We start from the raw sequence: 25,773 nt of genomic DNA, 5'->3' as shown, positions 1-25,773 counted from the left end.
TCAAAGTGATTTGATACCTTAACAGACGGAGCAAATTCCAAAATGTTGCATACCTTGGCTCTGAAACGCAAAAAAGCCCCTTTCGGGACTTCTTCAATCGTTCAGTCATATCTTATTGGTTTTCAAGCTCTTCTTTGCTAACCAGACTAACTAAAGCGTTTACAGCCTGTTCGGCGTCCGCGCCTTCAGCACTAATATGGATTTCCGTACCTGTACTGATTGCAAGACTCATGATCCCCATGATACTTTTTGCATTTACTTTCTTGTCGTCCTTCTCGACGAACACTTCAGATGAGTACTTATTCGCCTCTTGAACGAACAGTGCCGCAGGTCTGGCATGGAGACCCGTTTTCAAACGGACAACTACCGGGTGCTTTGTCATAGAAACTTACCCCCTATTATGAAATCTAGACATTAAATACACAATTATATTTATATAACATTATACCATTAACCTGTGCAGGACACTAGAAGAAAAAAACCAGTCAGGAATGAACTCCCAATCCAGGACATCATATTGACACGGAATCATACTTCAGGAAGACGTTCCTCGCTTCTCTGCACATGAGTTAATGTTGCCCAACAACGGTTGAAAATACGAATAATTCTAACCTACGTGAGAGCTCAGGCCTCTAACGGCCTAACCCATTCGTTCATTACGAACTTTCTCGGCTAGCTCATCAATTTTACGCAAACGGTGGTTTACCCCAGATTTACTGACTGTCCCCTTCAACAACTCGCCAACTTCCTTCAAGTTAATATCAGGATGGGCAAGTCGCACTTCAGCCACTTCACGCAGCTTCTCAGGTAAGGACTCTAGGCCAACTTCCTTTTGCAAAAGCTTGATGTTATCGATCTGTCTTACAGCAGCTCCAATGGTCTTGTTCAGGTTTGCCGTCTCACAGTTGACGATCCGATTCACGGAATTCCGCATATCGCGCATAATGCGAACATCTTCAAACTTGAACAAAGCTTGGTGTGCACCAATGATGCTGAGTAGCTCAATAATTTTCTCGCCTTCCTTGATGTATAGGATGAATCCTTTTTTGCGTTCTATACACCGGGCATTAAGATGAAATTCATTAGCTAGATCAACCAAGGCTTGGCAGTGCTCCTCATACATAGATGCAATCTCCAGATGGTAGGAGGAGCCCTCAGGGTTATTCACCGAGCCACCAGCCATGAAGGCACCGCGGAGATAAGCTCGTTTACAACAGTTTTTCCGAAGCAGCTCCTGGTTAATTCCTGGTGTGAACAAAAAGCCTTCGGATACGATGTACAAATCCTTTAAAATCTCTTGTACCATGGTCGGAATACGAACAATATACACGTTGTTCTTTTTCAGCCGCATTTTTTTGCGGACAAGCAATTCCGTATGCACTTGAAAATGCTTTTTAAGCAGAGAGTATGCCCGTCTAGCAATAGCGGCATTCTCCGTCGAAATATCTAAGATTACTTTTTTATTCGATAACTGCACCGCACCAAGCATACGGATGAGGGCTGAAAGTTCCGCCTTTTCGCAGCACGGTTCACTCTCAATCATCGTTAATTCTTTTTTGGTCTGTGCTGCAAACGACATGGGACTTCACCTCTTCCGTAACATCCAATTTTGTACTAGTTGATAGATGTGATGGCTGAGCTTGTCGGCATCGTGACGAAGATAGGTACGGAATAGAACCAACGTATCTGCGACAACCTGATATCCAGAACTCTTCAGCACATTCATATCTAATACTACTGGTTTTGCTCCTTTTTCTGCATATCTATTCTGAACCTGCAGTGGAATTTCACCATTATTAACGATGACATAGTCAAAGAGCTGATGACCTATATGCTCATGAACCGCTTTGAGATGATCACTTACGGTATAGTCGTCGGTTTCTCCTGGCTGTGTCATAACATTGCATATAAACATTTTAACTGCGTCAGCCTCAACGACAGCTTCAGCTAACTTAGGTACTAGCAGATTAGGCAGAATACTCGTATACAGACTTCCTGGCCCAATTAGTATCGCATCCGCTTGGCGAATAGCTTCTACAGCCTCTGGCAACGGCTCCACGTGATCCGGTTCAAGAAAAACGCGTTTAATGCGCCCACCTGCTTCAGGTATTTTGGACTCGCCTGTAACAATCGATCCATCCTCCATCTCAGCATGTAGCACAACCGCCTGACCAGCTGCGGGAAGCACCTCACCCCGAACAGCAAACACGCGGCTAAGTTCCCGCACAGCGGTTACGAAGTCGCCTGATATATCTGTCATTGCCGCCAAAATTAAATTCCCCAAGCTGTGGCCTGCAAGCCCTGCGCCTGTGTTGAAACGATAACTCAGCATATCCGATAGCAGTGGCTCTACGTCAGCTAGTGCCGTGAGTACGTTACGAATGTCGCCCGGAGGCGGCATATGCAACTCATTACGTAGAATGCCTGAACTTCCACCGTCATCAGCAACCGTGACGATGGCCGTGATGTCTAGCGGCTTTTCTTTTAAACCGCGCAGCATCACGGATAATCCGGTTCCCCCGCCCATGACTACAATTCTCGGACGTTCTCTTCGTGGTCCGGCTTCTTTCATCCCTTCACCCTCTTCAATGACGATCCCGGTCAGCGTCGCGATGGCTCACGGTAACAGCCTCAGTCTCGCTGCTTCCCAACATTTTGCCCAAATATTCGGATATTGCTACCGAACGATGCTTGCCTCCGGTACAACCGATTCCAATAATAACCTGGCTCTTGCCTTCCTTCCGGTATTGCGGAATCAGGAAATGCAGCATATCCAGCAATTTGGTCAGAAAGGACTGGGTTTCTGGCCATTTCATAACGTATTCGTATACATCGCTGTTCTGTCCTGTATTTGGACGCAGATGGTCAATATAATGCGGGTTAGGCAAAAAACGAACATCAAATACCAGATCGGCATCAATCGGTATTCCGTATTTAAATCCAAATGACGTTATATTCACGGATAACATATGGCTTTCCAAATGAGAAAAACGGGATATAATCCGTTCCTTCAATTGAGCCGGCTTCATCGTGCTTGTATTGAGTACCTGAGTGGCAGAGTTTTTAAGCTCCTCCAGCATTTTGCGCTCAAGCCGGATACCGTCTAGCGGCATGCCTTCCGGAGCTAGAGGATGTCTACGTCTGCTCTCTTTATACCGTTGAACAAGGACAGAATCTGTAGCATCCAGGAATAAAATCTCGCAATGGATGGTAAAATGATCTTTAATGTAGTTCAACGACTCGGACAACGCTGTGAAAAACTCACGCCCTCTTAAGTCAATAACAAGAGCGACCTTGCCAATCTTACCATTGGACTGCTCAATCAACTCTGCGAATTTTGGAATCAGCACGGGTGGTAAATTATCTACACAGAAGAAGCCAAGATCCTCCAAGCTCTGAACTGCAATGGTCTTTCCCGCCCCGGACATACCCGTAATGATAATGAGCGTGGCGCCTGTGTTCGGTGAAACTTCACCTTCAAGCATATATGTCCCCTCCTTATCATATTGCTGTCGGTTTATACTGTTACAGTTGATTAGGAACGCAAGAGAAGACCTGCCGCACCCACAATACCTGCATCATTGCCAAGTGTAGCTTCCAGAATCTTAACGCCGCCCTGCAGTGGTTCTGGGGTTAATTGAGCAAATACAGTACGGATCTCGTCAAACAGGAAGTCACCCGCTTTGGATACACCGCCACCAATAATGAACACTTCCGGATTAATAACAGCCGCTACTGTAGCCATCGATTTACCCAGGTAGAATGCAGCACGATTAACGATCCGCAGTGCCACTTCATCGCCCGCTTTAGCAGCATCAAATACTTCCTTCGCAGCGATTCGATCAACAAGAGCAAGCGAAGTATGATCCCCACGTTCTACAGCATCCTTTGCCATACGGATAATCCCCGTTGCAGACGATACTGTCTCTAAACATCCCATTTTGCCACAACCACACTTAATTGCTTCCAGATCAGGTACCACATTAATATGCCCCAGTTCACCCGCCATACCGGAGAACCCTTGATATATTGTGCCGTTCAAGATCAAGCCGCCGCCAACGCCTGTACCCAGCGTGTAACATACGCAGTTATCTACACCTTTGCCGGCACCCGCCCAAGCTTCGCCAAGCGCCGCAACATTGGCATCATTATCTATTTTGACTGGCTTGCCCAGACGCTCTTCCAGAATCGAACGAATAGGTACATTCCGAAATCCAATGTTAGGGGCAAGGACAATAATTCCCTCACGTACATTCGTGAACCCGGCAACTCCAGCACCGACACCTTCAAGCTGTTCCCAGCTATACGGCGACTCGGCAACGATATGACGGACATACTTCTCGATGTTGGCGATAACCGTATCTACGCCCTTATCCACTTCTGTCGGTCCTTCATACGTATGCTTAAGTTGACCTTGATCATCGCATATACCGACCTTAATTGCTGTTCCGCCGAGATCGACCCCAACGTAGATTTTCTCAGACATGCTGCAAGCCACCTTTATCTATCTAAAATAGTTTAATCCTACGTACCAACTATAATTGAAGGATACGCCTGGGTCAAGGACGATAAGACCTTTGCTATCCCAGTCCTGGCGCTATTGTGAACACTGTCACACGCTCTTCATGAATGCGCATTCACCCTCTATGATCTCTATTAAAACGCACCGCTTGAACCTCCCTCCCTAATAGAGGGAGTCTCATCTAATCATATTGCATCTTGATTCGTTCCATTCGTAAAAGATGACAGTTGTCACCTAAAAGTCATGACAACTCTTACTAAAACCCTACTCCTTCGCCCTCTAAAATGAAGTTAGATCAAAACGAAGGACGTGAGTACAGATGAATTCCCCCATCATTCAGCTTGAACATGTAAACAAACAATTTAAAAACAAGCTCGCGGTTAGCAACCTTTCTCTTGAAATCCAGTCTGGCTCAATTGTAGCAATCCTCGGCCCGAATGGAGCAGGCAAGACCACAACGATGAAGATGCTTCTGGGAATGTGTAAACCGACCACCGGGAACATCACCGTATTAGGACAGTCTCCCAATCAACAGCAGGTACGCCAGCAGATTGGAGTCATGCTACAGGATGTAAGTGTCATCGATGGATTGACGGTGCGTGAGATCATCCACATGGTTCACAGTTATTACCACAGTCCCCTTCCAATAGATGAAATCGAGCGATTGACTGGACTGTCACAGATCGACCTGAAGAGAAGAGCCGAGAAACTATCGGGTGGTCAGAAACGCAGCCTGAACTTTGCCCTCGCAATGGCAGGAGATCCAAAACTTTTATTTTTGGATGAACCCACGGTAGGCATGGACTCGGAGACACGTAAATATTTCTGGAAACAGGTTCGCCAATTGACACAGGCGGGTAAAACGGTGCTTTTCACCACGCATTACCTTCAGGAGGCGGACGAAGCGGCTGATCGGATTATTCTATTTAGCGAAGGTAGAATCATTGCGGATGGAACACCGGAGAGTCTTAAGTCGGGGCTTACCAAGCGTATTCTTTCTTTTTCCGCTCAGCATGGAATGATACCTGGGGAATCAGCTATCCCGTTAGACACACAGCTTGATCACAACAACATGAACGCTAACTCACCGAACGTACACATTGAAGCTCAGATTGCGATGCTACCTAACGTTGAACAAGTAGAATATCGTAACGGACGCTGGAGCCTCTACACCACCGATACAGATACACTGATTCGTGATGTAATCCAACGCCAGCTACCTATACGGGACATCCGTATTGAAACGGGACAACTCGACGACGCTTATGCTGAGCTGCTTGCTACGATGAAGGAGGAACAATAAACATGTCTACATTGCTTGTACAATCGCGGATGGAGATGCTCCGCATGTTTCGCAACGCTTACTTTATCTTCTGGTCTCTGATGATGCCTGTCATATTCTACGTACTATATACTCGGATCTTCACAACGGACGCTGTTGACGCTGAGCAATGGAATGCTCACTACTTAATGTCCATGACCTGTTTCAGCGTAATGGGTTCATCCATCATGACCCTCGGCATACGTTTGGTTCAGGAACGTGTACATGGTTGGGTCTCGTATCTGCGGGTAACCCCGCTATCAGATGTTATTTACTTTGGTGGAAAAATGGTTGGTCAGACGACGGTACACCTGTTCTCCATCATCGTTATTTTTACGGCTGGATATCTGATTAATGGTGTCTCCTTATCTGCCCTACAATGGGTGGGCTGTGCCTTATGGATTCTAGCTGGGTCGCTACCCTTTCTTGCTCTAGGCACTTGCATCGGAACCTTACGCAAGGTCGACACCGCCAGTGGTCTTAGCAATGCTCTTTATCTCTCGCTTGCTCTTCTTGGCGGCATGTGGATGCCGCTCGATATTATGCCGTCATGGCTGGGTCAGATCGGAAGCTGGCTTCCGTCGAACAGCTTTGGCAACGGCGCCTGGGCTATCGTTAGCGGTAACGCGCCAGCTTTCCGTGATATACTAATTTTGACAGCGTACCTGATCGTGTTTATGTTAATATCCACTTATATCCGCAGCAAACAAAAGGAGGCTTAACCCTCATCGATGCTTCAGAAGTTTGAGATTTTCCCGAAGCGATATGGCTTCTATCCATACATTTGGATGATCTACTTGGCCATGCCAATCTATTATTTATGGGTAGCCCGTGGTCATGAACTATATATTGGGCTCTCTGCTTTCCTTGTGTTTATCCTGACCTATCGTCAGCTGTATATGACAGCAGGAAACGTTTTATTTTCCTATTGGATTACGTTACAGATGCTTACTGTACTTATCTTGAGTACCGTTATCGATCCAAACATGTTTTTTCTAGGGTTTTTCACAGCGAATTTTATTGGATGGTATACAGATAAACGGATGTTTCGCCTGTTTCTATTGGTGTTCGCCATTCTTCAGACCATTCCCATTGCTATTCATTTCTCGTCACTGACAGCTTCTCAGCTCATGTTCTTCACTCCCTTCTACCTCATCATGCTTGCGTCTCCTTATGGCATTCGATCCATGATGCAACAGCGGCATCTGGAGGCGCAGCTCGACGAAGCTCAGCAGCATATTAAAGAACTGATTAAGCGTGAGGAACGCATGCGCATCGCTCGAGATTTGCATGACACCATGGGACATACGTTATCTCTAATCACCCTTAAGAGTGAACTCGTGACCAAGCTAATCGCCAAAAATCCAGAACGGGCCGTTCAGGAGGCACGCGAGATCGAACGGACTTCCCGTGCTGCCCTGCGTGAGGTGCGTCAGCTCGTTTCGGATATGCGAGCCATCAGCATTCCTGAAGCAGTCGCAGATGCGATAGAGATGTTAAAGAGTGCGGATATTTCGCTTCAAGTGACTCAGGAGCAGGACTCCTACGATGATGTGCCAGACTTAACGCAGAACATGGCGAGCCTATGTCTTATTGAGACAGTCACGAACATTGTCAAACACAGTCAAGCAACACGAAGTACATTATTGATTCAGCGCACGCAGGAAGGAATCATGCTACGGATTAGGGATAATGGACAGGGGATAGATTCGAACAAACCTCAGGGTAACGGTCTAAAAGGTATGTCAGAGCGGCTAAACCTGATCGATGGCTCTCTTCAGATTTCTTCCGATTCAGCAGGAACCGAGCTATCCTTTTTCTTCCCATTAATCGTAAGTGATTCCCAAGGAGGAGTATCATCATGATTCGAATTTTAATTGCAGAGGATCAACGCATGCTTCGGGGTGCTCTCGCCTCGCTGCTTGATCTGGAAGATGATTTTGAAGTGATTGGTGAAGCCGGTAACGGCGAGGAAGCATTGAAGTTAATTTCCTCTCTAAGGCCGGATCTCACCTTGATGGATATTGAAATGCCAATCATGAGCGGGCTTGACGTAGCAGAGCATTTACAACAACAAGATGACCCCTGCCGCATCATCATCCTAACCACATTCGCAAGGCCAGGTTTTCTAGAGCGTGCGGTTCAAGCAGGCGTGCAAGGTTATTTGCTGAAAGATGAACCAAGTGACCGCTTGGCTCAGGCGATTCGAAGTGTTATGGAAGGCGGACGAGAGGTATCTCCCGAACTTATTTTTGGTGCATCCAAAGGTGTTAATCCGCTAACCGAACGAGAGAGAGAAATGTTGAAACTCGCCGCCACAGGCATGAATGCTAACCAGATCGCAGCATCACTTCATCTGTCCTACGGCACAGTTCGCAATTACCTATCGGAAGCCTTCAATAAGCTAGAGGCTAAAAATCGTGTAGAAGCCATACGCATTGCCCAAGAGAAGGGCTGGTTGTAGCAGTAGATCCATCATCTATTCATATAATACATATAGCTAAAAATAATGATTCTAGTATGAGCAATGCATTTCTTATACTAGGCAAAAGTGTACACAAAAAACGCCTCCCCTCGATCAATCAGGGAGGCGTTCTTCACTATTTTCACACGCTACATGTGGTACTACTATGCAGTATACTCACAAGCGTTACATTTAGCTACAGCTTCGAATCGACACGCACTGGTTCGTTTGACTTCTCCATCTTATTTACATCAAGGATGTCCAACAGGAATACAAAGATCGGAATCCCGATGATTAGTCCCCAGATGCCTAGGAAATGCTGTGACAGAATCAATACGATAAATGTGTAGAACATCGGAAGCTTGGTTTTATGCGCCATTAACTTTGGATTCAAGAAATATGTCTCCAGCGCATGAATGATGATAATCATGATAACAACGATAATGCTAAGCTGCAATCCGCCGATCTGATACCCAATCAGACACAATGGTACCAGTGAGATGACAACCCCCGCAACGGGAACCAAGCTCAATAGGAATACCAGAATGGTCAGTGCGAACAGATACGGATATCCAAGAATCCATAATCCCAACATTGTAAGCACAGTGTTGAACACCGCAATCAATAGCTGAGCTTCAATGACTTTACCGAAGGAAGATACGAATTTATCTCCAAGGTAAGCGACTTCTTTATAGAACCAGCCGAGCTTACTTGTTTTGAACTTAGACGTGAATTTGACGATTTCTTGCTTTTGCAGCAGGAAGAACAGACTAAGAATAATAACTAGCAAAATAAACTCCAGCCCTTTACTCAGAGCAAAAATATACTTCAGCGCATTATTCGTATAGTTCTTGATATCAAATGACTGCAAATACCCTGCAATTTTCGATGCATAATTATCGCCTTCTGCCGTGTCCAGAAACTTAATGATTTCATTTGTCAGTTGTATGACCTGATCGACAATCCTCGGCGAATACTTAGATATACCTAGCACAATCGCCGCAATCACAATCAAATACAGCAAAATGACAACGACCTTATAGTTAATCGGAAATAGCCGATTTAACTGTCCTGTAATGAAGTGCTGTAGCCGATTCATGACATAGGTCACGAGGAACAACAGCAAAATCATGTGCAGCATACTCCCCATGCTGAATAACACCAAACAGAACAACAGCAGGATCAGAAAGCGTCTGACCGTTGTGTTCTGTAGCCAATCTTTTATCATTTCCCCCAAAGTCTTCACCTCACAGCTAATATGCCCATTATGTATACGATCTCATGCCCACTTTCGTTTCAGAAAAAAAGAGAAGCCTACCGGCTTCTCTCACATCATGAGACTTCCCGTTGTCTCTATTCCTTATCTTATGTGGACAATCAAGCCAAACATGCTTATTTATCCAATGTTTCGCTCCAGTCGTGCACAATGCTGCCTTCCAAAAATTTCTCACAGTCCATTGCTGCCATACAACCTGACCCTGCTGCAGTAATCGCTTGACGATACTTCGTATCCTGGACATCACCACAAGCAAATACACCTGGGATGTTGGTCTCCGTCGTACCTGGCTTAACAACAACATACCCGTGATCATCCAACGTAACTTGATTGCCAAGGAAGCCGGTATTCGGTGTATGTCCGATGGCAACGAACACACCGTCTGCCTCTAACAACTCTTCTTGGCCTGACTCATTGTTCCGTACCTTAAGTCCTTTCACGCCTAGCGCTTCAGGCACCACTTCAAGTGGTGTACGGTTCAATGCCCATTTCACCTTTTCGTTGCTACGCGCGCGATCCTGCATGATCTTCGACGCACGCAATTCGTCCCGGCGATGCACCAAGGTAACGTCCGTTGCAAATCTGGTCAGGAAGCTCGCTTCTTCCATCGCGGAGTCTCCCCCACCAACTACGATAATCTTTTTGCCACGGAAAAAGAATCCATCACATGTCGCACACGTACTTACCCCGCGCCCTACATTCTCCTGCTCTCCCGGAATACCGAGGTAACGAGCAGATGCGCCGGTCGAGATAATGATCGAATCAGCTTCGAGATCACCGATACCGCCAACCTTCACTTTGAACGGTGGCTTGCTGAAGTCTACCTCTTCCACCCAGCCATTCTTAAATTCTGCGCCAAAACGCTCCGCTTGCTTCCGCATGTTGTCCATCAATTCTGGCCCCATAATGCCTTGCGGGAATCCAGGGAAGTTCTCAACCTCTGTCGTGGTGGTCAATTGTCCACCGGGTTGAAGGCCTTCGATAACCAATGGATTAAGGTTGGCACGCGCCAGATAAATTGCTGCTGTTAACCCTGCAGGTCCGGTTCCAATCACAATCGTTCTGTATTTAGACATATAGATACAGCCTCCTTGATTAGGTTGAGAGTATATGCACTGGTTCATTTCTAGATCAATGTGACAATAGCCATTCATTAAGTTTACCCGTTTTGCAGGCAAATGTATCCTTCATGAAATCCCAATCTTCCTCAATCGTTCTTCAAGCCGCTTAAATCCCTGTCATGCGTTTATAAGTTTAGGAATAACCTCTTAAAATCATCCGATTATACCGTAGGTGGAACGGTACTACACACCTTGTTAATCTGCTTCGCATATTTACTAACGGTTGATGCCGAAATACCATATCGATCTGCTACACTTTGATAAGTTACAGGTCGTCTGTGAATTTTGGCAGCCAAATATTCCAGTCCTGCAGCCCATCCCTCAATATGCTTCATCGCTGTCATTTCAGGATGAGCACGGGATACATAATCGGTCCATATACGTTCCATCTCCTGCTGTAACTCTGCTTTCGTTTCCGTCATCTGTAGCGCACGGTCAACGACAGCTTGCCAGTGAGAGATGGATTCCGACTGCGAGCCTTCTACGCTGACTCCTGCATTCTGAATAGATCGCGCGGCTACCGTCGAGAGCGGTTGTACTGCGCGGCTCCGCTCCGAGTGCTGTTCAGTCGCAAGCAGTTCGTTCAGTACAGATTGAGCAGCTTCCACGAGATCCTGCTGCTCATCGGACTCCTGTATGAAGGATTGTAACGCCTGCTGTACTTCATAGTCTCCGATCATTCCAAGCGCATGAATAACTTGAAGCTTGGTTGCCCGGTCACCATGGCGTAATGCCCAGAAAAACGATGAACGAATCAGTGGATCATTCTTCATTTCCGCCGGAATGCCATTTCCGTAGTTCTCCCATTGTTTGAATTGCTCATCAAATGGAAGATGATAATGGTAGCTTAACTTTTCAGGCTGAAGCTCGTCTTGTTGTACAGCCTTAAGTCGAGACAAATAAAACGTAGACACTTCAGACCCTGGATCGAGCTTGCTCACATGATGCCACAACCGCTCTGCTGCGTCATAACGTCCGGTATTAAAGGCCGCCACTGCGGCATAGTGCGCGAGCGCAGGATCAGTTGCCGTCTCTTCGGCTTTAAGCAATCTACGAAAATGTACATAGGCGGTATCATGCTGCCCCAAAATACCCATCGTAGTTGCGAGTTTATAGACCTGTTCCTGTTGGAACGGTACGATGACACGTAACTTTTTAATCAATTGCAGCACTTGATCTGTCCGGTTCTCATTTTGGTGGAAGATCGCTAGATTACACAGAGCATGCAGATTGCCCGGCTCTTGCTCAAGCACCTCGGCAATTGTCTCACGTGCCTTAGCAAATTGCCCCATATAATAATAGGCAAGAGCCAGATTGTTGCGTACAGCCAGATAATCTGGATAATCAGGTGGCATGCCCTCCAGAAGTTCAGCTGCTTGTGCGAATTTGCCTTCCTCTAACAATTCCCGTGCATGATCATGCTCCACAACACCCTTACGTGATTTGATCCGGTTCAGTTTAGCTGGGCGGTCCAACTCGTAATACAGAAGCTCCATCATCTCTTCTGCCTCCGTCATAAACTGACCCTGGGTGTCTTCTTCCAAATATGTTACTAACGCTTGCTCCGCTTCTTCAAACCGATCCATATTGGCGTAATTGTTCGCCATATAGAAATAACATTCGGTCATCGACGGATCTACGACATCCAATACATTCGCGAGAATCGCATTAGATGCCTCGTAATCCCCCTTCTCAGATAATATACCCGCCATATTACAATGATTCACCGGGTTCTCCGGTTCATATTCAACAGCTTTACGAAAATATTTTAATGCCTTGTCGACGTGATTACGGTCCAGCGAGCGGACAGCTCTTTCAAAAAAGAAAGACGCATCCAAATGAATCGGTATAATGTTGGCGAGGTCTCCCTCAGCCCGCAGTAGCTTGCCCTTCATCTTCCAAGGCACCTCCTCTTTGCTTTCATTCATACTCTCCAGTATACCACATCTTGCGGTAGGCTTCTCAACATGTAGTTTCATGTGATTTAGGCAAAAAATGTGCAAAATAAAGCGGTATTTCATCATCCATATGGAATGAAATACCGCCTTGTTCATGTTTACCATTTTCAATTTCGTAAGAGGACTTATTGATCCTGCAACTTCTTCGCCATCGATGGTGAAAGCGAGATATGAATCGTTTTATCAAACGGTGTCATGAAGTTAACGAGTACAATCTTACACTTCTCTGGTAGCTTCGCTTCACGAACGGATGAAGCTAAATGCCCTGTTTCGCCTCCACTGATCTCAATCCAATCTTCACCGCAGGTATACCGCAAAGTACCACTTCTCCACAAATGATAACCTTCACCCGTCTCCGTTCCATCACCATATGTTAGCTCACCTTCACTTCCAAACACAAAGGATAGCTGCATCATAATATCTTCCGGCTCTTCGCCCGTAAGATGCATTGTCCAGCCGTCCTCCGTGTGAAGCACCTCTGCCCCAACACGGAATGTCTGCTCATGAGTTAACTCTCGACTCTGATGTGGCAGCAAGTACCACGGACTTATCTCCGATGCCGCTGTCTCTGGCAGTTGATTGGTAGGAACCGGACCATAGTAACCCTTCTTCTGCTCTCCTGTTAATCGATACCCTTGAGGCAGTTTGGTCATATCTTGCATCGGGATATACCCCGGATTAAAGTAGGAAGCCAGTTGTACAGCAAGTAGACGCACCTTGCCATGACGTAGAGCGAAGAAAGGAGGTACCTCCGTCATCACCGTTACACTGGTCTCGCCCTTACGAATTCGAGCTACAGGCGCACCAAAATCCGTATGCATTCGGCTGTGGGATATACGACCGTGGTGACCGACAGCCTCCATCTGATCCAAATAGCTGGCTCTTGCAAAATGCTCGTTCAGCATAACCTCATACTGCTGTGGTAACACATCCAGCGAGCCGTTCGCCTGTTGAAGCTCCGGCTCTAACAGTAACCTTACGAGCGCATTGACCGAGCATACCCCCGGGTCTGTCAGAGTCCCATCTGCCAGGACAGCCATGCCTGCAAAAATCGGATCTCCGTCCAATTGGGCTAAGATGGCATAGGGCAGGTAATACGATGATAAGTCATGGATGCTACCCAGATCCTGACGACCTGAGTAATCCGTAACGATCTCTCCCGTTGGGTGCACCAAATATACCATCATGCGAAGATTCAAACGTACAGGTTCCAGCAGCTCAGGACGATTCAACAGTCGTGCTGCATGAATGAGCATAATATCACTCACTGCATTATAAATTCCGTTGCTTCGCTCAGTCCACTCGCCATCTAGCGTAATGTCCATACCTTCTGCCAGCCACTGCTCTGCGCGCTGCACAGCTTCCTCCAGACCAAAGATGTCGTGCAGGAAACCAAGCGCCGCGCATAGCACCCAGCGATGATTCGGCGTATGGCAACCTCCTGTTAGCATCACAGGGATCGTTCGCTCTAGGAACAACCGCATATTGTGAAGAACAGGTTGCAGAGGCGCCCATTCCTGCTTAGTGAGTAATTGATATAACTGTGAATATCCTACAACAACAAATGCGGTATCCGGCGGGGAATGATAGTTCGTCCAGCCGGGTGATATCGATCCATCCTCATGCTGTAGGCGAAGTACAAACTCAGTAGCCAATAGCAGTCTGTCTAACAATGCCTCATCCCGGTAATAGATCGAGTCAGGATTAGAGAGCGCCGCTCCCCAGTAGCACATATCCGTCGGCGTTCCGGTAGTGTGATTCACCCAAGCCACGCCTGTATACGGATCAATCGTCCCACCATAGTATCGATTCTCTGGATCAAGCATCTGCCTGGCCATGCCTCGTTCTACTGCTCTGTCATTACGTTCTACCAGTTGTCTGTACATGTGCAGTTCCCCTCCATACCAATGCATTTGCCCGATGAGCAAAGGATGTGCCGCATTCCCTCCATAGCGTGGAAGCTTCTCACATCACCTGTATACGAGCTGATTTCTCGTCAGTATATACCATATCCCGCCAAAAGTCGCCAGAGAATTCAAGCAGCATAGCAGCCATAGCGCCGACTAGATTAGACACCAACTTCTTTACTAACAACAGCCTTCTATTCAACCGTGCCACACAGCTTCTAAAAGACTCTGTTACGCTTTCCGTTTATCAATCTACGAGTTCAAGCTTCTTCATTAATAAGTCATGACTCTCGTGAATCTCACTCGGTTGGCAGGCCGATTTCAACTCATAGACCTTCACTTGTGCCCGCTCTATCATCGGCAAATAGGCATCATAGAAATGCATATCCTTGCTGTGCACATATGGGCACCAGTGATCCGAAAGTCCAAGCGTTTCATGAATATGGACACCTACGATATCGTCCATCAGTCCCTGCATTTCTCCTACACTATCATAGAGACCTAGTCGATCCATCATGATGGCATGACCCGTATCATACCAGATACCAACCGGAGCTCCTTTAAGAGCTTGAATGATCGTCTTTGCTTCCGCGAGTGTAGGAATCTGTTGGGGTCTGGATCTCGTCTCGATCCCAAAGCGCACATTCAGACCTTTGGCAGCCGCACGGTTACAGACCTCATCCAGACTCGCGATAATTTTCTCGACATAGCCTGAACTAAGCGCCTGCCGACGCTCCATCAGTTCTTCCCACTTGCTGCGATACTTCGGTGAATCCGGCCCTTCTTCGTTATAAAACTTACTAAGATCCTTGCTGATATCCTCTGGGAAGGGGACTTCTCCTGGATGTACAACAACGGCTTCCCCTCCGTATCGGTGGGCATATTCCGCTGATCCTACCAGCAATTCAATCGCTCGCTGCCGCTTCACTTCATCTTCGAAGCCAAGTAATACAGAATCTGTGCCGTAATCTGGATCTGGATCATGTGGGAAGGTATTATGAACACTGGAGATTCCGATCTCTCCTCGCTCAATCATTGGCTCTATGGTGGTGAGCATTTCCTTCGTCACATTATAGTTAAGCTCCACCCGGCTGAAACCAAGCTCTGCAATTTCTCGAATCATATCTGCTCCAACCGCATGCTTCCTGATGTTCCAGCATGTCGAAAATGAGTATATTCCCTTGTCCTGTGCCTGCATTCGAATTCTTTCTCCTTCCCATTAGCGTAAGCCTAACTATCTAACCTATCGTTATGCCAACTCTAAAATCAGCCTTTTACCGCGCCAAGCATCGCACCGCTGACAAAATATTTTTGCAGCCAAGGATACACTAGCAGAATCGGAACGGTTGCAAACACAACAGTAGCGGCTTTAAGACTTTCTGGAGTTAATCGTGTACGACTCGCACCCTCAAGCAATGTAAGCTCACTAACCATGTTGTTCTGTACCATTTGATAGAGCTTAAGCTGGAGCGGATATAGCTTCGGATCATTAATATACATCAAAGAATCTTGAAAGCCGTTCCAGCGACCAACCGCATAGAAAAGAGCCAACGTAGCCAATACAGGCATGGATAATGGCAAGATAATCTTAAAGAGCGTGTGTATATGGGAACTACCGTCAATCTCTGCCGATTCCTCCAAGCTTTCCGGAATACCTCGGAAGAAGGAAATTAAAATAATCAAGTTAAACGGACTCACTAGTCCAGGTAAAATCAGCGCCCAGACGGAATTCAGCAAGTTCAGATCACGAATGAGCAAATATTCCGGAATCATTCCGCCACTGAAGAACATGGTAATGATGATGACATACATGAAGAGCTTGCGCCCTTTCAACTTTTTCTTCGTTAACGGATATGCAGCTGCCAGCGTGAATAGCATACATAGTACAGTGGTTGCCACCGTCAGAACACTCGTGAAGCCCAGTGAATAGATCATCGATTGATCAGAGAACACCTGAACATAGGCATTCCAATTAAACTCTTTAGGAAATATGGTTACTTCTCCAGATGTAATTGCCCGGTTGGAACTAAGTGATATCGCAATCGTGTGCAAGAAAGGAGCCAGACAGAAGATAACAAACAAACTGATAAAGGTAATATTAACGATGTCAAAAACCCGGTTTGAGGTGCGTTCACTCATATGCGCACAGCTCCTTTACTGATGGTCTATACAAACAGCCGATTGGTATCCTTTTCGATCCTACAAAATACCTTCTCCGGTCGCCTTTTTCGAAATATAGTTTGAACCTAATACGAAAATCAATCCCACAACAGCTTGGAAAAGTCCGACGACAGTCGCCAGTGTATATTGTCCAGATTCCAAACCAACCCTGTACACGAAGGTACTCAGAACATCTGAATATTCACGCACAGCAGTGTTACCAATAATGTAAGGACGATCAAAACCAATGCTGACCATTTGTCCGAGATTCAGAATCAGCAAAGTGACAATCGTTGGTTTAATACTAGGCAAGGTAATATGCCAGATTTTTTTCAGACGTGTCGCTCCATCGATCTCAGCAGCTTCAAACAATTCCTTATTCACGCCGGTTAATGCGGCGAGATACAGAATGGTTCCCCATCCAGCGCTTTGCCAAACCCCTGTGAACAGATACGTAACAAGCCATGGATTCTTCTCTGTCAAAAATGGTATGGAGTCGAGTCCCATACTCTGCAGCAAACCGTTCACCATACCAGATTGATTGCCGAACAATTGATACACAATCCCCCCGATAATAACCCAGGAAATAAAGTGAGGAATGTACAGAATCGTTTGTGATATCTTTTTGAACCACTTAAACCGAACTTCATAGAGCATAATGGCTAGAATAATTGGAGCAGGGAATGAAACGAGCAAATCTAGAAAATTAAGCATGAAGGTATTACGTAATGTGGTGTAGAAGTCCGGCATTGAAAAAACTTCACGAAATGCATCGAAGCCGATCCACTCACTACCGTTAATGCCCTGAAACAAGTTGAAATCCTTGAAGGCAATCTGCACACCGTACATCGGGCCATAACGAAAGATTAAGAAGTAGATCAGAGGCAATGAGATGAGCGCATATAATTGCCAATACCTTTTCAAGTAAGTGGTGGTCAAGTCGGTTTCCTCCTATCAACAGAGAAACGGCTGTGCCGCCCATATCGGCGGCACACGTTCCTTCCAAAGTTATGCGTTAATAAACTATTGATTTTATAATCTCAAGATGTGAATCTATTTTTTTGTTAACGCTTACTGTAGTGCTGCTTCAAGCTCTTTCTTCAGTTCTGTGCCACCCAGTGACATGAAATCATTCATTTCTTTTTCATATACAGAATCGAAATCTGCTGTCTTAGCCATCGCTGTTTTCACAATAAGCACTTTCAACTTATCGTTCAGCGCTGTACCATATTTAGATTCTGCTTCAATTGGTTTGCTGAAGATAACCGGACCAATCGTATCCGTATTAGCGATATCAATGGACTGTCTCATCAGCTCTTGGTTACGTTCTGGGAAGCCTGCAATCCATGCCGCTTCATTGGCTGCCTGATCTCCAACTACTTTACCGTTGGCAATAATGGCCATATCGCCGCCGTTGTAGATACGATCTTTGACATCCTGTGGTGCATCATCTTTAACAACTGGAACACCGTCAACCATATCGTAGTTTTCACCTTCAACACCAGTGTTGATCTCCAGCAAGTTCGTTCCAGAAGCCATCCAGTCTAGGTATTTCACTGCTTCAACCGAACGTTTACTGCTTTTTGGAATCATGATGTACATACCGTTGCTACCATAACGAGATTTGATGTGTTTATTGTCCACATTCGGGTTAGTGTAAGCGTCAATGGCTACAACCTTGCTATCGGGTACATTCGTGTACAAATTATCAAGCATGCCTTCTGCATACAGAATCTGACCTACGTCCTCAGACATGTAGCCGATATTACCGTTCTGGAAGTCTTTGACCAATTGTGCTTTTTCTTCATCAAGACTGAAGTCTTTGCTGATCAGACCTTCATTGTATAGCTTGTTAAGGAATTGCATCGCATCTTTGAAACCATCATGTAAGGGTAACTCATAGCGCTGACTGTACGTAAGTCCATCTTGTACAGGCTTAATAAAGGAGTAAATCAGTGTTTCATACTGAGCTGGAGCAAGTGCCATACCCATTGGGATGTTTTTGCTGCCTAGATTGCCTGGATCTTTTTCTTTGAAAGCTTTCAACGTTTCGTACAGCTCATCCGTTGTTGTTGGAGCCTCCATGCCGACTTTATCGAGCCAATCTTGGCGGATATATGAGTTATAACGAGCCGTAATGGCACGTTTACCGGGAATAGCGAATTGCTGACCTTCAAGCTGACCGAATTTCAACAGATCATCGCCGAGATATTCTTTTAAATTAGGTGCATGTTCATTAAGAAGCTCGCCTACGTCAGTTAGACCGCCTTGCTGAGCGTAACGGTAGAACACACTGGAATCATATACAAACACAATATCGGGAACGTCGCTAGGGCTGGCCATTAACACGTTGAGCTTGGTTGTTTCTTCTGAACGTTGAACAGGTACGAATTGCACATCAATGTTATTCGGATCGCCAAATTTCTCTTGAACAAATTTAGTTAAGTAGTTATTCGTGATCGTATGTGGAGAAGGACTGTTACCACGATCGAATACCTCCACTTTCAAGGTGACACGCTCACCACTACCTGATGCACCGCCTTCAGCCGATTGATCAGATGCAGATGAACATCCTGCTAACAGTGAAACCCCCATTACCATTGTAAGCGCCAGACCCATCCATTTCTTCGTACTCCCTTTGGTTGCTCTTCTTGTCATTTTGTCATCCCCTTTGGCTTTGCGTTGAATGTTGTAAAGCTTGATCCGAGTATTCCATACCTTCTTGCTCTCATGCAATAAACCAGTTTCGGAAGCGCTTACAGAGCAATTGTGGTTTATTCCCCTAACCATTTTCACACACTGTCTACTTTCGTAATCACTGCTCTAAACCCAGGCTCAGACAGGCATCATCCCCATTTCAGTACGGTTTGTTCTTAGCTAAGTCGATAAACCATTTTCATATACTGCCTATTTTCGTATCCGACATATAAACTGGAATATCCATCCACGTATACACTCGGAATTACCACATGACTTGAAATCACTGATCGGATTGATCAGGCAAACCGCCGGATCATAGTAAAAGGGTGGATTCCAGCAAGTACCCCTCCTACGGAGAACACCTGCGAGAAATCCACCCCTCACTTTAAGCTCATTTACCCGAAAATAAGCAATCCACATAACATTGCATCCTATGACTATGACTCATCTGCATGATGTTCACGCTTCGCCCGGCGATAATCGCCTGGAGTAATGCCTGTAACTCGTTTAAATACTCTCCCCAACGTAATACCATTAGCATACCCCACTTTCAGGGCAATATCCTGCAATGCCAAATCAGTGTTGCGAAGAAGCCGTTCCGTCTCCTTCATTCGCAGCTCGGTCACGAAGTCCACAAACTTCATATTGAATTCTGTCTTGAACAAATAACTCGCATGTTTGCCAGAGATCTGAAACCGATCACTCAAATGTTTCAAAGACAGGTCAGGGTTGGCAAATTGTTCTTCGATATAACTTTTCATCTCATTGACCATGGCTTTGTAACTCTTGGTTTCTGTCACCGAGACATACGTTCTGAACAGGTCGGTTAAGTCCTCAAACAGCAATGCTTTTACATCAGCAAGTGTCGCTGCTTCCTCTATCGACTTGAGCCACTTGTTCATATTGTCTTCTGACAACTTCTCCTGAAGTTCGTCTGACATCAGCGCCACTTCACGGCTAAGCATCTGTAGCATCGCTTGAATGAGGGACTGAATATCTTCATCAGGCAGCATATTACGTTCAAATGCCGCGAAAATCTCCTCCAGCTCTTCCCGCCACTGGCCGCTCGACATTCGGAATCGCTTTACAAAGTCAGCAATCATCTGTAGATAAGTGTATGTCTCAATTAATGGCTTGGATTTTTCCCCACTCTCGGCTAAACCGACATCGCCGTTCATCAGCCATTTCCGCTGCATAACGGCTTCTGCTCCAGTGTAAGACTCCCGAATCGCCCCAATGCCATCTGCAATTGGCCCGATGCCAAAGCTTAACGAAATACGTAGATTCTGATCAACCCAGAACCGACAATCCTCTGCTACGTCACGAATCTGCCCCTTCATATCAAGCTCGCTGCTTTCCTCTGTAGAGAGAAAAAGAATGGCCACCCGCTCTGCACTGACCCACTCGGCCCAGCATTGCATTCCTTTGTTACGTGAGAGCTCCTGCAGAACATTCATCAATGCAAATTTGAGGGTATTTTGTTCACCTCTCGTATAAAGCTCTTGGAACCCCTTCTCATAACGGTTAATCTCACCAACGACAACTGCGAAGCGGATAGACTCTTCTACAGCGTCAAATGGAGACAGCTCCTCAAGCCGTGCTGCGGCTTGGTCGAGATGCTCGCCATGTAATAGACTGTTGAACAGCTTACTACGCTGCAACAGTACATTTTCCTGCTTTTTATCATCATAATCCATCATGTGGTTGATCAGATTCTCAAGCGCACCGTCAATCATCTTCATCTCATCTTTACGAGATCCCGAATCTTCAAGTGTCCGAATCTGATGTGCTTCAATCCGGTTCATAATAATCTGAATGGGCTTATAATTTCGACGTGTAACATAAATGATATAGATGATTGCACAGACCACCGTCACAACTGCAATGCCCACCCAGACATAGGAAATAACAGATACCCATCCAAACAAATTTCCCGCCTTGATCCCACTGGATAACGTCCAACCTAATCTATCCAGCGTAAGCGTGTTCAATACTCTTCCTTCTGTAGCATCTTCATTATCCAAATGTGCGTTGTATACCACCTGACCGTCTCGGTTCAGAATCGTCATGAAGGAAAGTTGGCCATTAACCATGTTATCGACCGTTTGCTCAATACTGCTCATCTTAATATTAATCACAAGTGTACCTTGGGATCCAAAAGGCAAAGGCATGTCCTTATTCACCGTTAACACCCGAATTGGGGCGCGCTGAATAATACCTCCGTCATACTCTCTAACAGGTTGCCATCCCGTAGTTAACTTCCCGGACACAGTCTGCTCAATCCATGCTTTGTCTGAGAAGCTCTCAACATCTCTAGGCCCGCTCACCGTCACAACGCTCTTATTCATATTGTCATATAAATAAATGGATTCAATCCACGAAGAAGAACTGGTCAGCTCGCGTAAACTCTGTGCAATAGCATAGACTGTTTCGGAATTTGCTCCAACTCTATGATTAAAGTAATCTCTATAGGCCTGGTCATTCTGTACCGTCTCCATTAATGATAGTTCGATATCTCTGATGGTGTGATCTAGCGTATCTGCTAGATAGCTGGACGAGATGCGGTCTGCCTTTTTCGTTTCAGCCCTAGAGATGTCATTAATGAAAACAAACGCGATAAAAATGAGTATGGTCACAGTCAGAAAGAAAATAGGAAAGTACGAAAATAGTAACCGATAATACCAAGTACGGGACAATCGACCCCACTCCTCACTCCACGATGCCGACCATAGAATCGGCCGCAGCTCTATTGTTTATCATCTGTCGCACCTCTGGGCTGGATCACCCCATATTAAAGCGCTCTCATAAATTAATTTGATGTTATTATAGCACATGCTTCAGAAGTGCAAGCAAGGAATTGACTCCCTGGAATTCTGCCTGTCATATAAATAAAATAAAAAAGCCGTGCTGAGCAGATAACTCAGACACGGAACAGCTCTATGGAGTAAACTCATTCTCCGATCCTTCATTAAATTAAATGCCGGAATCTCTAAACAGTGTTGCCATGGAGCCGCCATCAACAATAATACGAATGGCTCTTGCCAGCATCGGAGCAACGGGTAATACTTTGAAGCATTCAGGATGATCCTCTGGCAGTGCGATTGAATCGGTAACAACCACCTCAGCTATTGATGGATGATTGAGCTTAGCTAATGCTCCATCAGAGAACAACCCGTGTGTTGCACATACGTATACATTTTTGGAGCCGCGCTCCTTGAGACCCTCAACAACATTAAGAATGGTCGTGCCTGTATCAATCAGATCCTCGATAATGATCGGTGTGCGCCCTTCAACATCACCAATGACATGGGTAATGATTGATTCGTTATGGCTTGGTCTCTTCTTGATCATGATGGCAAAAGGCGAATCCAACCGGTTCGCTAGCTTCTCCGCCATAGAGGCTCGGCCAGCATCCGGAGAGACAACAACCGGATTTTCAATACCTTTGCTCAGCAGATACTCACTGATTAGATCCAGTGATGTCATATGATCAACCGGAATATTGAAGAATCCTTGGATAGCTGCTGCATGGAGATCAATCGTCACAACCCGGTTCGCTCCAGCCGTGGTCAATACATCGGCAACCATCTTCGCTGAGATCGGTTCACGCGGGGCTGACTTACGCTCCTGACGAGCATATCCATAGTAGGGAACGATAATGTTTACGGTTCGAGCAGAGGCTCGCTTCGCAGCATCAATCATAACGAGCAGTTCCACGAACAGCTCATTAATCGGGTTAGACAACGACTGAATTAGAAACACATCGCAGTTACGAATGGTCTCTTCATAATGAACGTATATCTCTCCGCTCTTGAACCGGGACAACTTAATCTTGCCTAGCTGCACTCCCAGCTTGTCGCATACTTGTTCTGCCAGCTTCGGGTTCGATGAACCGGAAAAAATACGTAACGATTGCTGCATAATGCCCTCCCGAGGGTTGAAGCCCCTATATAATCCCTTATGAATAAGGTTATTTTCAACCTTATTATACTCTACTGTCTGATCCATTTAAAGGAACGAAAGAGCGACGGCGACCTTCAAAGACAGCCACCTCGGTGCAACCCAACTCACGCAAGAGCGCCTCCGCCTCAGGTAGGTAATCCCCCAGCTTCAGAGGATCATGCGCGTCCGAGCCAAGCGTCAATGGAATCCCTAGCTCAATCGCTTCCGTCAGCATCCGCCGTCCAGGAAACATCTCAGCACAGGGCTTCGATAACCCAGAGGCATTAAGCTCCATTGCACAGCCGCTCTTAGCTATGGCTTGCAGAGCAGCATTCTCTAGAGTAATACGCTCATCTGTCTCTTCTGGTGCAGGGGAGAAGCCGAATCGCTTGATGACGTCACTATGCCCCATAATGTCATACATTCCTGTTGCGGCTGCCTTACTCACTGCATCATAGTATTGACGATATACCTCCAGGACGTTGCGCCCTTCCCAGTGATGCGTTTGACGGAAGTCGGTAATATCCCATTCGCCGAGGAAATGCACCGATCCAATAACATAATCCCACGGATACCGTTCAATGATCGCTCGAATCTCATTCTCCCAGCCTTCAATATAATCACCCTCCAGACCGACACGTACATCGATCTGACCACGATATTTCTCTTTCAGGGAGAAACATTCCTCAACATAGCGTGGAAGCTCATCCATCGGCATAGCCATCTCGGGATAATAATTGGCTGGATCTACATGGAGTAACGGCATATGATCAGACAGCCCGATCTGGGATAGACCGAGTTCTACGCCACGCTTCACATACTCTTCCAACTTACCAACGGCATGACCACACCGCTCATGATGTGTATGATAGTCTATTCGCACGCCTGTCGCCTCCTAATCTCGGCGTGGCCGCTCGTGACGACGGCTCAGCTCTGACATAATATCGTCCAGTGGCAGCTTGCGCTCTTGAAGGAGAACGAGTAAGTGATACATGAGGTCACTGACTTCCAGACGCAGCTCGTCATTATCTTTATTTTTCGCGGCGATGATCGTCTCCGATGCTTCTTCACCGATTTTTTTGAGAATCTTGTCTACTCCCTTGTCGAACAGATACGTTGTATAAGCACCTTCTGGGCGCTCCCGCTCACGTTCAGCAATGACTGATTCAAGTTCACCAAGTACAGCAAAACGTGACTCAGCTTCGCTCCCCGCTGCATCATCCTGCCCAGAAGCTGTGCGATTTGCTTCATTTGCTTGCCCGGACGTTTCCGGCAAACCAATGATTTCATTGTGGAAACAAGTTACTTCACCCGTGTGGCAGGCTGGTCCATTGGGCTTAACCTCAACAAGTAACGTATCCCCATCGCAATCATATTTCAGCGAAGTGATCTGTTGCACGTTGCCTGATGTTGCCCCTTTATGCCATAGCTCTTGACGAGAGCGCGACCAAAACCACGTTTCACCAGATTCCAGCGATAGCTTCAAAGACTCCCGGTTCATATAAGCCATCATCAACACTTCACGAGTCTCGGCATCCTGTACAATAGCAGGTACCAATCCGTCGCTCCAGCGGATGTGCTCTACTACCTGGGTAAGGGACAATTGTTCCTTGATTTCATTACTTGTATTACTCACGGATCTCCACCCCTTGTTCGCTCAAATGTTGTTTTAGCGCCGGTACGGCGATTTCTTTATAATGGAATATCGTTGCTGCGAGCCCCGCATCCGCTTTACCCGCCGTGAACACGTCGTAGAAGTGGGATTCCTTGCCGGCACCGCCTGAGGCGATAACCGGTATACGCACCGATTCAGATACAGCAGCCGTCAGCTTCAGATCGAAGCCGTCTTTGGTACCGTCCGCATCCATGCTTGTCAGCAAGATTTCACCGGCTCCTAATTCTTCCGCCTGCTTGACCCATTCCAGCGCCTTGATGCCTGAAGCTTTTCGTCCACCATGGGTATAGACTTCCCACTCGCCCCAAGCATCGTTGTACTTCGCATCCACAGCTACCACAATACACTGGGAACCAAAGCGCCGTGCCCCATCTGCAATTAACTGTGGATTAAGCACGGCTGCTGTATTAACGGCAATCTTGTCCGCACCTGCTCGCAAAATACGTTTCATGTCTTCAACCTTGGAGATACCTCCACCAACCGTAAACGGAATCGCAATTTCGCCAGCCGTTTGACGTACGACTTCTTCCATCGTTTCCCGTCCTTCTACGGAAGCGGAAATATCGAGGAATACCAGTTCGTCCGCACCCTCGCGATCATATAACGCCGCCAGCTCAACCGGATCACCCGCATCGCGGAGATTGACGAAGTTAACGCCTTTGACAACCCGCCCGTCCTTCACGTCCAGACAAGGAATGATTCTTTTTGCCAGCATGCTCCTCTTCCT

General features: G+C 46.3%; 22 protein-coding genes. 4 read left to right on the top strand and 18 right to left on the bottom strand.

Going from position 1 to position 25,773, the window contains the following annotated elements:
* Positions 1–112: 112 nt before the first annotated feature.
* The 5 genes from M3636_RS25815 to M3636_RS25795 all read right to left on the bottom strand — a co-directional run bounded on the left by M3636_RS25815 (position 113) and on the right by M3636_RS25795 (position 4,486).
* On the bottom strand, positions 113–382 hold the full coding sequence (locus M3636_RS25815) for an HPr family phosphocarrier protein (RefSeq protein ID WP_056695263.1): 270 nt from the start codon (positions 380–382) through the stop codon (positions 113–115).
* Positions 383–640: 258 nt separating this feature from the next.
* A complete protein-coding gene (gene whiA / locus M3636_RS25810) occupies positions 641–1,579 on the bottom strand; it encodes a DNA-binding protein WhiA (protein WP_128099849.1) in 939 nt (312 codons plus the stop codon).
* Between the two features lie 6 nt (positions 1,580–1,585).
* Positions 1,586–2,572: a gluconeogenesis factor YvcK family protein gene (locus M3636_RS25805; RefSeq protein WP_128099848.1), complete on the bottom strand. Its 987-nt coding sequence runs from the start codon at positions 2,570–2,572 to the stop codon at positions 1,586–1,588.
* A gap of 13 nt (positions 2,573–2,585) precedes the next feature.
* Complete coding sequence (rapZ, locus tag M3636_RS25800) at positions 2,586–3,485, bottom strand: RNase adapter RapZ (RefSeq protein WP_056695257.1); 900 nt, start codon at positions 3,483–3,485, stop codon at positions 2,586–2,588.
* A 50-nt stretch (positions 3,486–3,535) separates the two neighbouring features.
* The gene (locus M3636_RS25795; protein ID WP_128099847.1) at positions 3,536–4,486 is read right to left on the bottom strand and encodes an ROK family glucokinase; all 951 of its coding nucleotides are present in this window, start codon (positions 4,484–4,486) and stop codon (positions 3,536–3,538) included.
* Between the two features lie 355 nt (positions 4,487–4,841).
* Here M3636_RS25795 and M3636_RS25790 point away from each other — a divergent pair, with 355 nt between their 5' ends.
* From M3636_RS25790 to M3636_RS25775, 4 genes are read left to right on the top strand one after another with little or no spacing between them, the layout of a single operon-like run.
* On the top strand, positions 4,842–5,825 hold the full coding sequence (locus M3636_RS25790; protein ID WP_251384446.1) for an ABC transporter ATP-binding protein: 984 nt from the start codon (positions 4,842–4,844) through the stop codon (positions 5,823–5,825).
* A gap of 2 nt (positions 5,826–5,827) precedes the next feature.
* Entirely contained in the window at positions 5,828–6,565 is a 738-nt protein-coding gene (locus M3636_RS25785; RefSeq protein ID WP_251384445.1) for an ABC transporter permease, read from the top strand.
* A gap of 9 nt (positions 6,566–6,574) precedes the next feature.
* Positions 6,575–7,708, top strand: coding sequence for a sensor histidine kinase (locus tag M3636_RS25780; RefSeq protein WP_251384444.1), 1,134 nt, complete (start codon positions 6,575–6,577; stop codon positions 7,706–7,708).
* Positions 7,705–8,307 carry a response regulator transcription factor gene (locus M3636_RS25775; protein ID WP_251384443.1) on the top strand — a complete coding sequence of 201 codons (603 nt, stop codon included), beginning with the start codon at positions 7,705–7,707 and terminating at the stop codon, positions 8,305–8,307. The genes M3636_RS25780 and M3636_RS25775 overlap by 4 nt, the downstream gene beginning before the upstream one ends.
* Before the next feature lie 196 nt (positions 8,308–8,503).
* Here M3636_RS25775 and M3636_RS25770 read toward each other — a convergent pair whose 3' ends face one another.
* The 13 genes from M3636_RS25770 to hisF all read right to left on the bottom strand — a co-directional run bounded on the left by M3636_RS25770 (position 8,504) and on the right by hisF (position 25,761).
* The gene (locus M3636_RS25770) at positions 8,504–9,535 is read right to left on the bottom strand and encodes an AI-2E family transporter (RefSeq protein ID WP_145411044.1); all 1,032 of its coding nucleotides are present in this window, start codon (positions 9,533–9,535) and stop codon (positions 8,504–8,506) included.
* A 164-nt stretch (positions 9,536–9,699) separates the two neighbouring features.
* Entirely contained in the window at positions 9,700–10,659 is a 960-nt protein-coding gene (gene trxB, locus M3636_RS25765) for a thioredoxin-disulfide reductase (RefSeq protein WP_145411043.1), read from the bottom strand.
* A 206-nt stretch (positions 10,660–10,865) separates the two neighbouring features.
* Positions 10,866–12,599 (bottom strand): tetratricopeptide repeat protein, encoded by a 1,734-nt coding sequence (locus M3636_RS25760; RefSeq protein WP_251384442.1) that lies wholly within the window; start codon positions 12,597–12,599, stop codon positions 10,866–10,868.
* A gap of 188 nt (positions 12,600–12,787) precedes the next feature.
* The gene (locus M3636_RS25755) at positions 12,788–14,548 is read right to left on the bottom strand and encodes a hypothetical protein (RefSeq protein ID WP_251384441.1); all 1,761 of its coding nucleotides are present in this window, start codon (positions 14,546–14,548) and stop codon (positions 12,788–12,790) included.
* Positions 14,549–14,816: 268 nt separating this feature from the next.
* Positions 14,817–15,767: a sugar phosphate isomerase/epimerase family protein gene (locus M3636_RS25750; protein ID WP_251384440.1), complete on the bottom strand. Its 951-nt coding sequence runs from the start codon at positions 15,765–15,767 to the stop codon at positions 14,817–14,819.
* 68 nt (positions 15,768–15,835) lie between these two features.
* Complete coding sequence (locus M3636_RS25745) at positions 15,836–16,708, bottom strand: carbohydrate ABC transporter permease (protein WP_145411039.1); 873 nt, start codon at positions 16,706–16,708, stop codon at positions 15,836–15,838.
* Positions 16,709–16,768: 60 nt separating this feature from the next.
* Positions 16,769–17,668: an ABC transporter permease gene (locus tag M3636_RS25740; protein WP_056695236.1), complete on the bottom strand. Its 900-nt coding sequence runs from the start codon at positions 17,666–17,668 to the stop codon at positions 16,769–16,771.
* A 132-nt stretch (positions 17,669–17,800) separates the two neighbouring features.
* Positions 17,801–19,387: an extracellular solute-binding protein gene (locus tag M3636_RS25735; protein ID WP_251384439.1), complete on the bottom strand. Its 1,587-nt coding sequence runs from the start codon at positions 19,385–19,387 to the stop codon at positions 17,801–17,803.
* 479 nt (positions 19,388–19,866) lie between these two features.
* The gene (locus M3636_RS25730) at positions 19,867–22,125 is read right to left on the bottom strand and encodes a helix-turn-helix domain-containing protein (RefSeq protein ID WP_251384438.1); all 2,259 of its coding nucleotides are present in this window, start codon (positions 22,123–22,125) and stop codon (positions 19,867–19,869) included.
* A gap of 277 nt (positions 22,126–22,402) precedes the next feature.
* Positions 22,403–23,350: a ribose-phosphate diphosphokinase gene (locus tag M3636_RS25725; protein WP_128099836.1), complete on the bottom strand. Its 948-nt coding sequence runs from the start codon at positions 23,348–23,350 to the stop codon at positions 22,403–22,405.
* A 64-nt stretch (positions 23,351–23,414) separates the two neighbouring features.
* Positions 23,415–24,254, bottom strand: a complete 840-nt coding sequence (gene hisJ, locus M3636_RS25720) for a histidinol-phosphatase HisJ (RefSeq protein WP_251384437.1) — start codon at positions 24,252–24,254, stop codon at positions 23,415–23,417.
* 12 nt (positions 24,255–24,266) lie between these two features.
* Positions 24,267–25,007: a bifunctional phosphoribosyl-AMP cyclohydrolase/phosphoribosyl-ATP diphosphatase HisIE gene (hisIE, locus tag M3636_RS25715; protein ID WP_251384436.1), complete on the bottom strand. Its 741-nt coding sequence runs from the start codon at positions 25,005–25,007 to the stop codon at positions 24,267–24,269.
* Complete coding sequence (hisF, locus tag M3636_RS25710; protein WP_128099833.1) at positions 25,000–25,761, bottom strand: imidazole glycerol phosphate synthase subunit HisF; 762 nt, start codon at positions 25,759–25,761, stop codon at positions 25,000–25,002. The genes hisIE and hisF overlap by 8 nt, the downstream gene beginning before the upstream one ends.
* Positions 25,762–25,773: the final 12 nt, after the last annotated feature.

This window comes from Paenibacillus sp. MER 99-2 (assembly GCF_023714095.1).
Lineage (GTDB): Bacteria > Bacillota > Bacilli > Paenibacillales > Paenibacillaceae > Paenibacillus.
The sequence above is the reverse complement of the archived record's forward strand: the minus strand, read 5'-3'. Positions and strand labels throughout refer to the sequence as shown.